At 69.6% G+C, this 14,434-nt stretch carries 8 protein-coding genes and 1 pseudogene; 2 read left to right on the plus strand and 7 right to left on the minus strand.

Features of this window, described 5'->3' with window-relative positions; all coding sequences use genetic code 11:
* Nucleotides 1-123: 123 nt before the first annotated feature.
* Nucleotides 124-3,363: an MXAN_5808 family serine peptidase gene (locus tag K8625_RS02580; protein WP_223781736.1), complete on the minus strand. Its 3,240-nt coding sequence runs from the start codon at nt 3,361-3,363 to the stop codon at nt 124-126.
* Between the two features lie 218 nt (nt 3,364-3,581).
* Nucleotides 3,582-4,397 (minus strand): EI24 domain-containing protein, encoded by an 816-nt coding sequence (locus K8625_RS02585; protein ID WP_223748104.1) that lies wholly within the window; start codon nt 4,395-4,397, stop codon nt 3,582-3,584.
* Nucleotides 4,398-4,457: 60 nt separating this feature from the next.
* Between K8625_RS02585 and K8625_RS02590 the strand changes: the two genes are divergently transcribed.
* The gene (locus K8625_RS02590) at nt 4,458-5,801 is read left to right on the plus strand and encodes a glutamate--cysteine ligase (RefSeq protein WP_223748105.1); all 1,344 of its coding nucleotides are present in this window, start codon (nt 4,458-4,460) and stop codon (nt 5,799-5,801) included.
* A gap of 9 nt (nt 5,802-5,810) precedes the next feature.
* On the opposite strand, the gene K8625_RS02595 is transcribed toward K8625_RS02590, so the two are convergent.
* Nucleotides 5,811-6,434: an outer membrane beta-barrel protein gene (locus K8625_RS02595; protein WP_141329484.1), complete on the minus strand. Its 624-nt coding sequence runs from the start codon at nt 6,432-6,434 to the stop codon at nt 5,811-5,813.
* A 121-nt stretch (nt 6,435-6,555) separates the two neighbouring features.
* Nucleotides 6,556-8,175, minus strand: a complete 1,620-nt coding sequence (locus K8625_RS02600; protein ID WP_223782051.1) for an Hsp70 family protein — start codon at nt 8,173-8,175, stop codon at nt 6,556-6,558.
* Nucleotides 8,176-8,368: 193 nt separating this feature from the next.
* Between K8625_RS02600 and K8625_RS02605 the strand changes: the two genes are divergently transcribed.
* Nucleotides 8,369-10,216, plus strand: coding sequence for a hypothetical protein (locus K8625_RS02605; RefSeq protein ID WP_223782058.1), 1,848 nt, complete (start codon nt 8,369-8,371; stop codon nt 10,214-10,216).
* Nucleotides 10,217-10,629: 413 nt separating this feature from the next.
* Here K8625_RS02605 and K8625_RS02610 read toward each other — a convergent pair.
* From K8625_RS02610 to alaS, 3 genes and pseudogenes are all read right to left on the minus strand, one after another.
* Nucleotides 10,630-10,926, minus strand: a pseudogene (locus K8625_RS02610) (TIGR02266 family protein); the annotation flags it as partial.
* The gene (locus tag K8625_RS02615) at nt 10,923-11,588 is read right to left on the minus strand and encodes a hypothetical protein (RefSeq protein ID WP_223748106.1); all 666 of its coding nucleotides are present in this window, start codon (nt 11,586-11,588) and stop codon (nt 10,923-10,925) included. The gene K8625_RS02615 and the pseudogene K8625_RS02610, both read right to left, overlap by 4 nt.
* Entirely contained in the window at nt 11,585-14,284 is a 2,700-nt protein-coding gene (alaS, locus tag K8625_RS02620; RefSeq protein WP_223781737.1) for an alanine--tRNA ligase, read from the minus strand. Before alaS ends, K8625_RS02615 begins: the two co-directional genes overlap by 4 nt.
* Nucleotides 14,285-14,434 lie beyond the last annotated feature (150 nt).

Raw genomic sequence — 14,434 nt, forward strand, 5'->3', positions numbered from 1 at the left:
GGACGCTAACGCCTGCTCGCGAGGAGCGTCAACAAAACGGGCGGCCCCTCCCGCCAGTCTCCGTGAGGAGGACTGGCGGAACGGACCGCCCGGAAGGCTGCGTCCGGCCCGTGGGCCGGAGGACTACTGCTGCCGAGGCTTCACCGTCCCGGCCGGCTGACCCGGCGCGGGCACCGTCTGGGCGACCTCCGCCGGACGGCGGCGGATGACCAGGGTGCGGCGGCTGGCGAAGTCGGTGCTCTCGCGCGCCACCACCAGCACGTTGTTGTTGCCCTCCTTGAGCGTGAACTCGGTGGAGAACTTCAACGTGTTGGGCTCGCCCTTGGCCGGGTCCACGCCCTTGAAGAAGACCTTCTGGTCATTCACCAGCACGTAGACGTCCAACAGGCCGTTGGGGTCCGTCACCACGCCGGACAGGGTGAACTTCTCCCCGTTGGCCACCAGGCCGCCCGAGGACGGGTCCGCGTCCAGCTTGATGTCCGGCGGACGGCGCGTCGTCGTCCAGGCCATCTTGGGCGCCACGGGCTTGCCGGCCTTCACCTCGCGAGCATCCTGGGCGCGCACGAAGGCGAAGCGGTTCTTCTCCAGCTCCACGCGCAGGAAGCCCTTCGTCGAGGCCTCCACCGGCAGCACCGCGGCGGCGTTCAGCTTCGCCACCGGGCGGGCGTTCTCCACCGGCGAGCCGAACAGCTCCACCTTCTCCGCGATGCGCACCGAGCCCTTCCTGGGCTCCATCGTGGCCACCGCCGCGTCCTTCACCGGCAGCTCCATCTTCTCCATCACGAACTCCTCGAGGGGCTCGTCGATGATGGCCAGCTTCAGCGGGAAGGTGTCGCCCTTGTAGCCCTTCTTCACCTCCACCTGGAAGCGCGCGGACTTCGTCTCACCCGACTTCAGCTCGCCGAGTTTGAAGCGGCCCTTCTCGATGAAGATGTTCGCGTCGCCGCCGTTCTTGATCTGCGTGAACGAGTCCAGCGCCGTGCCCGGACCCACGTTCGTCACGTCCAGCAGCACCGCCACCGACTCACCGCGCTGCACCACGCCGTCGCCGTTGCAGGCGGCGCAGTCGTCGATGACCTGCCAGTTGAACGCGAAGGACGGACGCGGCAGCTCGGCGAAGTTCAGCTCCGACACGCGCGTCTCCGGCAGCGCGCCCTGGTCGTCGAAGAAGCGCACCGTCACGTCGTCGCGGCGGCTGGTCAGGTCCTTGGGCAGGCGCACCTTCACCTTCCAGGACTTCTTCTCGCCCGGGTTGAGCGCGCCGAAGATGAACTCGCGGCGGTCCAGGAACGCGTTGTCGCTCTCGGTCCAGGCGCGAACGCGCTTGAGCGGCTCGCCGCCCTTGTTCTCCGCCGTCACCACCATCTCCAGCAGCTCGCCGGCCATGATCTTCGCGTCCGGGGACGGCGTCAGCGTGCCGGTCAGCTGCACGTTCTTCGGCGTGGGACCGGCGCTCCAGTCCACCCCCAGCGCGGCGATGGCGTTGTTGATGCGCGTCTCCTCCTCGCGGCGCTTCTGCTCGATGAAGGACTTGCCCTGCTCCAGCATCTTCTGGCGGGTGGTGGCCGGCGCGCGCAGCACGTAGTCGCGCGCGAACTGCACCTCGAAGTCCTCCTTGATCTCATCCTGGGACTCCGCGTCGAGCTGGTCGTCCAGGTCCTCGCCCTGGCCCGCCACGTCCAGCAGCGGGTCGTTCTCGCCGTGGGGCTTCTTGTCCACCTTCTCGGTGGCGGCGGCCTTGGGCTTGGGCTCCTCCTTGGCGGCGGCGGCCAGCTTCTCCTGCTGCTTGGGGTCCACCTTCAGGTACTTGAGGCTCTCGCGCGGCTTCTCGCGGTCCAGCACGTCCTCGCGCTTCTTGGCGACGGTGGTGGAGTCCGGGTTGCCGAAGTGCTGGTCCAGGTCCGCCTCGCCCATGGAGCGGCGCGACGCGAACACGTCCACGCGCTCGTCGGTGACGCGGGTGGGCACCAGCTGGATGTCCGGGACGATGCCGACCTCCTGGATGGAGACGTCGCCGGGCGTCAGGTACTTCGCGATGGTCAGCTTCAGCGCGCTGTCGTCCGGGAAGTCGTACAGCACCTGCACGCTGCCCTTGCCGAACGTCTGCCGGCCGATGATGACGCCGCGGTTCAGGTTCTTGAGCGCGCCCGCCACGATTTCGGACGCCGACGCGCTGCCCGCGTTCACCAGCACCGCGATGGGGTAGGCGTCCTCGCCCTCCGTGGGACGCGCGCGCTTCTCCTCGCGCAGCTTGTCCGACAGGCCCACCGTCGCGACGATGGTGCCGCTCGACAGGAACGTGTCCGACACCTGGATGGCCTGCTCCAGGAGCCCGCCCGGGTTGCCGCGCAAATCGAGCACCAGGCCCTTGAAGCCGCCCTTGGTGTCCGCCTGCTTGCGCAGCTCGCCCAGCGCCGCCTCCAGGTCGCGCGTGGTGTTGCCCTGGAAGTTCTTCAGCCGGATGTAGCCGACGTTCCCGGAGAGCATCTTGTGCTGCACGCTCTCGATGGAGATCATGGCGCGCGCCACCGTCATCACGCGCGGCTTCTCCCAGCCGTCGCGCTCCACGGTGATGGTGATGCGGCTGTCCACCGGGCCGCGCAGCTTGGACACGGCCTCGTTGAGGTCCATGTTGACGGTGGACTCCTCGCCAATCTTCTTGATGCGGTCATCCTTCTGGATGCCGGCGCGGTGCGCGGGCGTCTTGGGCAGCACCTTGACGACGGTGAGGTTGCCCTCGCGCATCTGGATGACGAAGCCCAGGCCGCCGAACTCGCCCTTGGTGGACAGCTTCATCTCCCGGTACAGCTCCGGGCGCAGCAGCACCGAGTGCGGATCCAGGGTGGACAGCATGCCGTTGACGGCCGCGTACTCGATGTCGCGCGTGTCCTCGATGGGGCGCATGTTCTTCGACAGGAAATCGAAGACGTCCTTGAGCGCGAACGACATCTTCCACAGCGAGTCGACGTGCGCGATGTCGAACTCGCGCGACTTGCCGTTGACGTTGACCGCCAGCTTGCCCGTCTCCGGGTTGCCGTCCACCAGCACGTCCGGGACGCTCTTCTCCACGTACTCGAGCGAGGAGATCATCATCTCCTTCGGCTTGATGCGCTTGGGGTCGACGTAGTTCTCCTTCACGTAGAGGATGACCTTGGTCAGCACGCGAAGGCTGTTGAGGTCATGAGGCGCCTTCTCGCCCTTGGCGGAGGGCAGGCTGCCGTCCCAGGTGCCCTGCCCCTGCCCGGCCTCCGCCGCGCCCATCATCAGCGGTATCGGCGCGCGATGGCTGCCCACGAGGGCCCATGCTCCGAGGAGCACGGCTACGGCGGAGATGCGGCGGAGAAAACGCGGCATGTGATTCATCCAAGCTGGAGCACCGTGCGGCACTCCGGGGTGTGACGTGAAATGCCTAGAAAATCCGAACCCTTGAAACGGTAGCTGGGCATTGAAGCGGCCGGGCAAGCCTAATCACGGCTTTCTGGTGCTTCAAGGCGTCGACTCTCCGCTGAAGAGGCAGAACGTCCCTGGCGGGCACTGCGTTCCCGCCCTGCTGGCTCCGACAGCCGGTGGAGGCGTTTATTTCAGGGCAGCGCCCCCCGGCTGGCCCCGGGAGGGGGCGGCAGGAGGCCCGCCTTCAGGAACCCCCGGTAGAGGAGGGTGCCCGCGACGATGGCCACCGGGAGGAAGAACGTATTGAGGATCGGCACCCAGAGCAGGAGGTAGACGCCCGCCCCCAGGCCCAGGCAGAGGGCGCGGCGCTGGCGGAGCATCCGGCGCACCTCGGCGAAGGGGTACAGGTGGCGCGTCATGGGGGCGGCCAGGAACTCGCCCGCCATCCAGGTCATGGTCCACAGGGCCCCCAGCACCGTCCACAGCACGCTGCCCACCCCGGGGATGAGGTGCAGGGGCAGCAGGAGCGTCAGCCCGGCGAGCAGGAAGAAGAGCCGGGCGAGCGTGTGCAACAGGCCCGTGGTGATGCCCCGCACGAAGCCGGCCAGGGTGAAGGGCGGGCCGTCGTTTCCTCCACAGAGGGCCTCGGTGGCCTCCGACAGCGGGTCCTGCAGGGGCGCGAGCAGCAGGGGCGGGACGATGTTGGCGCCCACCACCCAGAGCACCAGCCCCGCGAGCACCAGGACCGTGTACCAGGCGCCCCGGCCGTACCAGGACTCGGGCTGGGTCCAGACGGAGCCCAGGGCCAGGGGGGCGTAGTGGTACAGCAGCCACGCCAGGCCCACCAGGGCGATGGCGGTGACGACGGCGCACAGGGCGGACAGGGCGAAGAGGCGGCGGGAGCGCAGGATGAGGCCCGCGGCTCGGCCGAGCAGTCCCAGGCCCTGGAAGAAATCGGACAGGCGCGGCTGGGGGGACACAGTGGGGATGGGAGAGGGAGGGCTCATGGCGGGCCAGTGCGCGAATCGACAGCGGGTCCGGAGGTCCCCGTTATATAGGGCGCGCCCATGTCACTCGACCTCAAGCGAGCCGCCTCCGAGCCCATCACCTCCGTCGATATGCTGGTGTCGGGATTTCGCGCCGCCGAGAAACCCCAGGGCGAGCTGCGCCTGGGGCTCGAGCACGAGAAGCTCCTCTACCCCGTGGGCTCGTCCGAGCCGGTCCCCTACGAGGGTGACTCCGGGGTGGGCGCGCTCCTGAACCGGCTGGCCCCCGACGGCTACGTCCCGTTCCGGGAGACGCCCGACTCCCCCGTCATCGCCCTGCAGCGCGAGCGCGGCGAGGCCACCATCTCCCTGGAGCCCGGCGGCCAGTTCGAGCTGTCCGGCAGCCCCTTCCACACCGCGCGCGAGGCGCACGCGGAGAACCTGGCCCACCTCAAGCAGGTGAAGGCGGCGGCGGGGGAATTGGGGCTGCGGCTCGTCACCCTGGGCTACCGGCCCACGGGGACCACGTTCACCCAGCCGTGGATGCCCAAGAGCCGCTACCTGGTGATGCGGCGCACCCTGCCGGAGCGCGGCCGGCTGGCGCTGAACATGATGTTGATGACCGCCACCGGACAGGTGTCGCTCGACTGGAAGGATGAGGCGGACTGTGTCCGCAAGACGGTGGTGGTGGCCCGGCTGTCCCCCATCATGAACGCGCTGTACGCCAACAGCCCGCTCGTGGACGGAAGGCCCTCCGGCTATCTGTCCTTCCGCAATCGCGTCTGGGATGAGGTGGACCCGACGCGCTGCGGCTACCTGCCGGCGTTCTTCGACGGCTCCTTCTCCTACCGGGCCTATGTCGAGTGGGCGCTGGACGCGCCGCTGCTCTTCCTGCGCCGCCAGGGGCAGTACCTGCACCCGAAGCTCACCTTCCGACAGCTGATGGAGCAGGGCTTCGAGGGCAAGCCGCCGGACCTGGCGGACTGGACGGACCATCTCTCCACGCTCTTCCCCGAGGTGCGGCTGAAGAAGGTCGTCGAGGTGCGTGGCGCGGACTGCGGCAGCGCGGCGATGACGGGCGCGCTGGCGGCCCTGTGGCGCGGCATCCTGTACGACGCCACGGCGCTGGACGAGGCGGAGCGGCTGTTGCCCAAGCTCACGTACGTGGAGCACCTGGCCTTCCACGACACGGCCCGGCGCGAGGGCCTGGCGGGGCGGCTGGGCGCGCGCGAGCTGTACCGGCTCGCGGAGGAGATGGTGGGCATCGCCCGGCGGGGCCTGAATCGGCTGGACGCGGCGGATGCGCCGCTGTTGGAGCCGCTCGCGGAGGTCGCCGCGTCGAAGCGCTCGCCGGCGGCGGAGCTGCTCGAGGCGTGGGAGAAGGACCCACGCCCCGAGACGGTGCTCGCGCTGCGCACGGTGTGAGCGGACGGGCTAGAAGCGGCCGCCCAGGGTGAGGTTGGCGTTGAAGAGGCTGCCCTTGGCGGCGCTGGTGGTGCCGGGGCGGTCCACCATGTTCTCGCCGCCCAGCAGGCGGTAGGTGGCCCGGGCGCCCGCGAAGAGGACGCTGCCCAGGCGGTAGTCCACGCCGGCGGCGAGCGGGAGCTCGGTCATCCAGTCGCTGTCGTAGACGCCATCCGCGCCGTCGGAGGGGTCCACGTAGCTCAGGCCCACGCCGGCGCCGACGAAGGGCCGCCACTTCTCGTCGATGAGCGGGCCCGCCTTGGCCATCAGGCCCAGGTTGTTGCGCCACAGGCCCGCGTCCTCATCGTCGATGCGCCGCGAGTCGACGGGCATGCGCTGCAGCTCGTAGCCGACTTCGATTCCCACGTACTTCCAGGCCTGGGCGTCGGCGTTGATGCTGAAGAGGGGGCCCACGCCCACGTCTTCGCCCAGGTCCCCCGTGAAGCTGCCCAGGCCCAATCGCACGTCGAGGCCGACCTCGGGCTGCTGCCTCACGTCCAGGGCCCCCGCCACCTTCTGGGCCTCAATCGCGAACGCGGGGCTCGCCAGCGCCACGGTCGCCACGGCGACTCCTCCCACCATCGAACGTCGCATCGACTACCTCCTCGTAAATCCGGTCAGCGGAAAGCTGGGCATCCGTTGAGTCGGCTACAGAGAGAGGCCACTGGAGCGGCGGTGGTTCGGAAGGTCCGACAGGAGCCGGACGAAGGGGCGCTCAGCGGCGGCCGAAGAGCTTCTTCAGCCCGGAGAGAAGGCCACTGGGACGCGCCTCGGGCTCGCCCACCAGCGGCGAGCGGGCGACGAGCGCCTCGCGCCCCGCGTCGTCCAGGTCCTCCAGGGCGAGGGAGACAGGCTGGCGGCGCACGCCTGGCAGCGTGGCCTCGAGGGACAGGGCGGCGTCGGCGGTGAGCGCGAAGTGCAGCTCCACCTCACCCGGGCGTTCGACGTTGAGCGAGAGGCGGCCGAGGTATTCGTTCTCCGCGACGAGCGGCGCGGTGCCCTGGAAGAGGGCGAGCTCCAGCGGGCCGGGCGCGGGCACGGGGATGACGAGGGTCTTGCCCGCGGGCAGTCGCGTCGTGCGCTCGAGCACGCGGCGCTGGGTGCCTCCGCGCTCGGCGACGCCGATGGGGGCGGAGAGGACCTCGGAGACGGAGGCGGCGGGCTTGCCGCCCTCGGCGAGCACGATTCCGTGGCCGAGCAGGGCCGCGCCCAGGGCCACGGCGCCGCGCGCGTCCACGTCGTCGCGCACGGGGACGCCGAGGCTCTCCTCCAGGCGGCGGCGGACGAGGGGCGTGCGGCCCTGGCCACCCACGAGGAGCACGGCGTCGAGTCCCTGAGGCGAGAGGGCGTTGGAGTCGAGGACCTCGCGCACGACGGACGTCACGCGCTGGGCGAGGTCCGCGGTGAGGGCCTCCATGCGCTCGCGGCTGAGCGGGGGGACGCTTCCCGAGGGCAGGCAGACGTCCACCTGGTCCTTCTCGGTGAGGGCCATCTTGGCGGACTCGGCGGCGCTGCGCAGGGGGCCCCAGTCGAGCGGGTGCTCGGGGCGGGGGATGCCCTGGGCCGCGAGGTCGCTGGCGAGGGCCTCGGCGATGCGGGCGTCGAAGTCGAGGCCGCCCACGGTGGGGTCTCCGCCGGTGGTGATGACCTCGAGGTCGTCGCCGGTGACCTGGACGACGCACACGCCGAGCCCGCCGCCACCGAGGTCCACGACGAGCACGCGCTTGCGAGCCAGGCCCTTGCTGTGACCGTGGGCGAGGGCCGCGGCGGCGGGAGCGGTGAGGATGCGCTGGGCATCGAGTCCGGCCATGGTGGCCGCGTCACGCAGGGCGGCGCGCTGTCGGTCGGTGAAGTGGGTGGGGGCGCAGATGACGGCGCGAGTGGCCTTGCGGCCGACGAACGTCGACGCGGCGTGCTTCAGCTCGCGCAGGAGGAGCGCGGTGACGAGCGTGGGGGCGACGAGGCGTCCCCCGAGCTCCACGGAGGCATCCCCGCTCGGGTCCGCGGCGACGGGGAAGGGGAGCTGCGGGGCAAGGGTGCGCAGGCGGGGCGAGCGTGCGCGCAGGCCGAGCAGTCGCATGAGCCCGGGCGCGGCGCGACGTGGGGCGCGAGTGGCCTCGACCTGTGCGGCGGGGCCGACGAGCAGCTCTTCGTTGCCGTCCACGGCGACGAGGGCGGGGAGCTCGTGGCCGTCGGTGCCCGGGAGCGGGACGAGCTGGGCGATGCCGTCGTGGAAGACGGCGACGCGCGCGTGAGAGGTGCCCAGGTCGATGCCGAGGACGACCTCGGGGAGCGAGGGGGAGGTGGTGGGCGCGGAGACGGGAACGTCGAGCAGCGCGCGGCGGCGATTGCGCGCGGTGTCGGCATCTTGTGGAGGAGTCGGGGCGTCGCTGGGCGCGGCCCGCGCTTCGGTGTTGGGACGTGTCGCGGGAGTGGGGGCGGTGGTGACGGACGTACCTGCGGCACCGGTACTGTTGGGCGGTGCAGCGGTGGCGTGTGCCGACTGACCCGGTTCTGTCGTGCCCGTGGTGGCGGTCGCGTCTGTCGTACCGACGCTGGTTGAGGCAGTGGACTGTGTCGACGGGGCCGAATCTGTCGTGCCCTCAGTGTCTGCCGCACCGACGCTGGTCGATGCAGTGGACTGTGTCGACGAGGCCGACTCGGTGGTGACAGCCGTGGCGGTCACGTCTGCGGTACCTACGCCGGTCGATCCAGTGGGCTGTGTCGACGAAGCTGACTCGGTCGTGCCCTCGGTGTCTGCCGCACCGTCGCTGATCGACGCAGTGGGCTGTGTCGACGAGGCTGACTCGGATGTGCCCGTGGATGCCGTCGCGCCTGCTGCATCGAGGCTGCTCGATGCAGTGGACTGTGTTGTCGGGGTCGAATCGGTCGGGCTCGTGGATGCCGTCACGCCTTCCGCGCCGACGCCAGTCGATTCAGTGGGCTGTGTCGACGAGGCCAACTCAGGCGTGGTCGCCGTGGTGGTCGCGTCTGCTGCATCGAAGCTGCTCGGCGCTGTGGGCAGTGTCGAAGCCGACTCGGTCGTGTCCGCGGTGGTGATCACGCCTACCGCACCGATGCCGCTCGGCGCTGTGGGCAGGGTCGTCGAAGCCGACGCGGTCGTGCCTGTCGATGCGGTTACGCCTGCAGCATCGATGCTGGTCGATGGAGTGGGCTGTGTCGTCGAAGCCGACTCAGTCGAGCCCGTCGATGCGGTTACGCCTGCAGCATCGATGCTAGTCGATGGAGTGGGCTGTGTCGTCGAAGCCGACTCAGTCGAGCCCGTCGATGCGGTTACGCCTGCAGCATCGATGCTGGTCGATGGAGTGGGCTGTGTTGCCGAAGCCGACTCAGGCGTTCCTGCGGTGGCGGTCACGTCCGCTGCACCGATGCTGGTCGATGCAGTGGTCGGCGCTGCCGCGGCCGACTCGGTCGTGCTCGTAGATGCCGTTACTTCCGGTTCATTGAAGAAGTTCGACACAGGCTGTGTCGACGACGCCGATTCGGTCGTTCCCTCAGTGGCAGGCACGCCAGCCGCGCCGACGGTGGTCGATTCAGTGGGCTGTGTCGACGAGGCCGACTCGGTCGTGCCCGTGATGGAGGACACCTCGTCGGCCCTGGTGATGTTCGTGAGGCTGGGCGTCGACGAACTGGATTCTGTCGTGCTGCCCGTGGCCACGGACGTGTTGAGGGGCACTTCTGGGCCACTGGAGACATTCGCGGTGCTGGACTCCACCGAATCGGTGGTCTGGGTCGACGGAGTGGGTTCTGTCGTGCCCGTGGATGCGGATGCTACGGCGAGGGTGACGCCTTTGGTGCCGTGCCCCGAAGAGGTCGTCGGGTCGACTGACTGGATGGCCCCGGCATCGCTCGTTGGAGCTGTGCCCAACGTGTCCGCAGCATCGGGGCTCGTTGATGCCTCGACGCCGGTAGCCGAAGTCGTCGAAGGCTCCGAACCGTCCGTCACGGCCTCGAAGCGAGACGCATCATTCGCCGTCGAGGCAGGAGTCGATGGCCGCTGCGTCGACTCGGACCGTGCTTCCGAGATGAAGTCTGAATCGGCACTCGTCTCAGGTTCCGCTGTCTCAGCGGGCTCCGCGGTCGGCGATGAAGGCGGGGTGTCCCGCGCGTCGAAGTCGTCGCCGAAGAGCGCCTCAGCCGTGAGAGTCGACCGCGATTCTGGCGAGGCCGTCGTCCCCAGCGACTCCGCCGTCAGCGGCCGCGCTCCAGGGGGGCCGGAAGCATCGGCGGGCTCGTCGTCATCGGGACCGAACAGGCTCGCGGTGATGTCGAAGTCGAGCCCGGTATCGCCCACGGATGCATCGGGAGGCGGAGCGGTGCTCGCATCCACCTGCGCGTGTGCCGGCTCCGCCTGATTGTCAGCCGTGCCCGCCGTCGTCGATTCCGAAGTGACGGGCCCTGTCCCAGAACCTTCGTCATGCCGGGCCACGGCCTCATGCTCAGGCTCCGCGCGCGATGCTTCAAATCCCGCGGACGGTGACGCGGCTTCCGAGGCCGCATCACGTGGAGCCTCGACGTCAGCGGCCCGCGACTCCGCCTCCGAACCGAAATCGCGCGGAGCCTCGTACCCAGGCGCGGGAGGCGCAGCCTCCGCGTCCGACGCCCGCTCACCCAGTTCGGACGGACCAGGCCGGGCCGCCTCGGAGTTCGAGCCCCCGGGACTCACCGGCGGTGCCGCGGGTGCCGGCGTGGGCCGTCCCTTGCGCACCAACCCGGGAACCAGTTGATGCGGCGCGGGCTCGGGCGGCCCCTTCCGCGCGACGACGCGGTCGACGAGCGCCTTGCTCGCCGCGTCCAGCTTCACGAAGCGCACCGTCATGCCGGAGCGCCCCGCGCCCGACTCCACCTGCGCCTTCACCACCACGCCCTCGCCGCGCAACAGCCGGCTCCCATCCGCCAGCACGAACTCGAACGCGAGCCCCGTCCCCTCGGGCTTCAGCGCGCGCGTGGCGATGAACACGCCGCCGCGCGCCACGTTCGAGCCATACTTGTCGATGAACTCCTCCTCCGTGCCGTACGGAAGACGGATGCGCAGCGGAAGCAGCTTGGGAACAAGCCCGCTCATCGCAGGGGGATCCGCACCTCTCCCCCCGTCCCCGGGATGACCAGCTGGAGGTCACCTTCCTTCAGGGCCGGCGGGGGCAGCTCGAACATGAGGATGACGTCCGAGCGCTCCTCGAGCGCCCACGTGCGGCGCAGCGGACGCGTCCCCGCGAGCACCTGCGCATCCCGGGCAATCCCATACGTCGCTTCCCGCGCGCCCACCACCCGCGCCGCATCCCAATCCATCGTCACCGGCGCGGGACCCACGTTCTGCGTCACCAACTGCACCCGGAGGAACAGCTCCTCCGTCGTCATGCTCAGCTTCCCCGAGCCCTTCACCGAGTGCGAGGACTCCAGGCCCGTGAGCTTCACCGCCACCGTGTCCACGTGCACCGTGGCATTCGACTCCGGCAGCTCCAGCCGCCGGGGCGCCGCATCGTCCAACCCCGCGGCGAGCCCCGCGAGCTGCGCGTTCGGGTCTCCCCGAGTCGACTCGGGACCGGGCGTGGGACGGCCGCCCTGGTTCACCCGGTCCACCTCCTGACGCAGCTTCTGCAGCGTGCGCTCGTCCGCCGTGCCCAGGGCCCCGGACGCAGGCTCCTCCTTCGTGCAGCCCCCCGACAGGAGGGCCACGGCCAGGAGCTGCGTCACCGACACCAGGGCCAGGCGGACACGAGGGCTCACGCGGCGCCAGCTCCCTTCACCAGCTCGTACAGCTTGTCGAGCGCGGCGGGCAGCTTCGCCGAGTCCGGGCCGCCGGCCTGCGCCATGTCGGGCTTGCCACCGCCCTTGCCGCCGACCTCCTTGGCCATCTCCCGGACCAGCTCACCCGCGCTGATGCCCTTGGCCACCACGTCCTTCGTCACCGCGACGAGGATGATGGCCCGGCCGTCCTTCTCACCACCGATGGCCACCACGCCCGACTGGATGCGGTCTCGCAGCTGGTCCGCCATGCCGCGGAACACCTTGTCGTCCGCCGGGTCCACGCGCGTGGCCAGCACCTTCATGCCGTTGACGTCGCGCGCCTGCTCCAGCAGGTCCTTGCTGCCCGCCGTCTGCGCCTTGACGGAGACCTCCTCCACCTTGCGCTCGAGCTCCTTCACGCGCTTCTGCGTCGCCTCCACGCGCTTGACGACGTCCTTGGGCGACGTCTTGAGCAGCTCCGCCACCTTGCGCAGCTCATGCTCCTGCTCGCGCACGTGCTGGAACGCGCCCACGCCCGTCAGCGCGATGATGCGCCGCACGCCGGACGCCACGCCGCTCTCGCTCGAAATCTTGAACAGGCCGATGTCGCCGCTGCGCTTGACGTGCGTGCCGCCGCAAAGCTCGGTGGACTCCGGGTGCACGGTGACGACGCGCACCGTCTCGCCGTACTTCTCACCGAACATCGCCACCGCGCCGGACTTCTTCGCGTCCTCCAGCGTCATGACGCGCGTCTGCGCCGCCGCGTTGTCGCGAATCCAGCCGTTGACCAGGTCCTCGACCTTCTCCGACTCCTCGGTCGTCATCGGACCGAAGTGCGAGAAGTCGAAGCGCAGGAAGTCCGCCGCCACGACGGAGCCCGCCTGCTTCACGTGCTCGCCCAGCACCAGCTTGAGCGCCTTGTGCAGCAGGTGCGTCGCGGAGTGGTTCGCGCGGATGGCCTTGCGCCGCTCCACGTCCACCGCCGCCTGCACCATGTCGCCGACCTTGAAGGTGCCCTCGGTGATTTCCACCGTGTGGACGATGAGCCCCTGCACCGGGCGCTGCGCGTCCAGCACCTTGGCCTTCGCCTTGCCGCCGTGGCCCACGATGTTGCCGGTGTCGCCCAGCTGGCCGCCGGACTCGCCGTAGAACGGCGTCCGGTCCAGCACCAGCTCCACCTTGTCGCCCTGGGACGCCTGGACCGCCTCCACGCCGTCGCGAATCAGCGCGCGGATGCTGCCCTCGCCCTCGTGGCCCTCGCCCTCGTAGCCCAGGAACTCCGAGGGCCCGAGCTTCTCGATGAGCTTGAGGTAGACGTCGCCGATGGCCTTGTCCTTGGTGAGCTTGCCGCCCTCGTTGAGCTCACGCTCCTTCCTCAGCTCCTCCTCGAAGCCGGGGATGTCCGCGTCCAGCCCATGCTCACGCAGGATGATCTGCGTCAAATCCCACGGGAAGCCGTAGGTGCCATGCAGCAGGAACACGTCCTTGCCGGACATGAGCTTCTCGCCGGACTGCTTCAGCCGGGAGACGCTCTCTTCGATCATCTTCATGCCGCGGCTGAGCGTGTGCCGGAAGCTCTCCTCCTCGTGCTCGGCCACCTTGAGGATGAAGGGGCGGCTGTCGCGCAGCTCCGGATACGCGTCACCCATCAGCTCGATGACCCGGTCCACGATCTTGAAGAAGAAGTAGACCTGCTCCAGGCCCAGGAGCGTGCCGTGGCGGATGGCGCGGCGCATGATGCGGCGCAGGACGTAGCCGCGACCCTCGTTGGAGGGCTGCACGCCGTCGGCGATGAGGAACGCCGCCGCGCGCGCGTGGTCCGCAATGACGCGGTGGGAGGCGCCCGTCTCCTGCGAGTACGGCTTGCCGGAGACCTCCACCACCTTGGCGATGATGCTCTGGAACAGGTCGGTGTCGTAGTTGGAGCGCTTGCCCTGCACGACGGAGGCGATGCGCTCCAGGCCCGCGCCCGTGTCGATGGACGGCTTGGGCAGCGGAATCAGCGGCGCGTCCTTCTCCTTGCGCTCGAACTGCATGAACACGAGGTTCCAGATTTCGAGCCACCGGTCACAGTCACACGCGACGCCCTGACACTTCTTGCCCGCCGCCTCCTCGACACAGGGGATGTCGTCGCCCTGGTGGAAGTGGATTTCAGAGCAGGGGCCGCACGGGCCCGTCTCGCCCATGGACCAGAAGTTGTCCTTCAGGCCGAGCTTGTAGATGCGCTCACGGGCGACGCCCTGCTTCGCCCACAGCTCGAACGCCTCTTCGTCCCACGGGATGCCGCCCTCGCCGTTGAACACGGTGATGGCCAGCCGCGCGGGGGGAAGGCCGAGCGTCTTCGTCACGAACTCCCAGCCGTACGCAATCGCGTCCGCCTTGAAGTAGTCGCCGAAGGAGAAGTTGCCGAGCATCTCGAAGAACGTGTGGTGGCGCGCCGTGTAGCCCACGTTGTCGAGGTCGTTGTGCTTGCCGCCGGCGCGCACGCACTTCTGCGACGTCGTGGCGCGGCTGTAGTCACGGCGCTCGCGGCCCGTGAAGACATCCTTGAACTGCACCATGCCCGCGTTGGTGAACAGCAGCGTCGGGTCGTTGGCGGGCACCAGCGAGGAGGACGGGACGCGGCGGTGTCCACGCTCCTCGAAGAACTTGAGGAACGCCTCTCGAATCTCGGAGGCGGTCAGGGCGGAAGGCATGGTGTGGGTATATGCCACAAGAGTGGGCCGCGCAGGAGTTCTTGGAGTTTGCATGGAGGGGTGGACGCCCCGACCGACGAGACTCCGACAACCCCCGAGCCGCCTGGATGGCCGGTGGGGGAGGGGACACCGGACAGGGGCCGTCTCCCG

The sequence above is a fragment of the Myxococcus sp. AS-1-15 genome (assembly GCF_020037055.1).
In the GTDB taxonomy this organism is placed as follows: Bacteria; Myxococcota; Myxococcia; order Myxococcales; family Myxococcaceae; genus Myxococcus; species Myxococcus fulvus.

What these genes read in the sequence shown, in the direction of transcription:
- K8625_RS02580 (WP_223781736.1), bottom strand. Translation starts at nt 3,363, where the DNA reads ATGAATCACATGCCGCGTTTTCTCCGCCGCATCTCCGCCGTAGCCGTG.
- K8625_RS02585 (WP_223748104.1), bottom strand. Translation starts at nt 4,397, where the DNA reads ATGAGCCCTCCCTCTCCCATCCCCACTGTGTCCCCCCAGCCGCGCCTG.
- K8625_RS02590 (WP_223748105.1), top strand. Translation starts at nt 4,458, where the DNA reads ATGTCACTCGACCTCAAGCGAGCCGCCTCCGAGCCCATCACCTCCGTC.
- K8625_RS02595 (WP_141329484.1), bottom strand. Translation starts at nt 6,434, where the DNA reads ATGCGACGTTCGATGGTGGGAGGAGTCGCCGTGGCGACCGTGGCGCTG.
- alaS (WP_223781737.1), bottom strand. Translation starts at nt 14,284, where the DNA reads ATGCCTTCCGCCCTGACCGCCTCCGAGATTCGAGAGGCGTTCCTCAAG.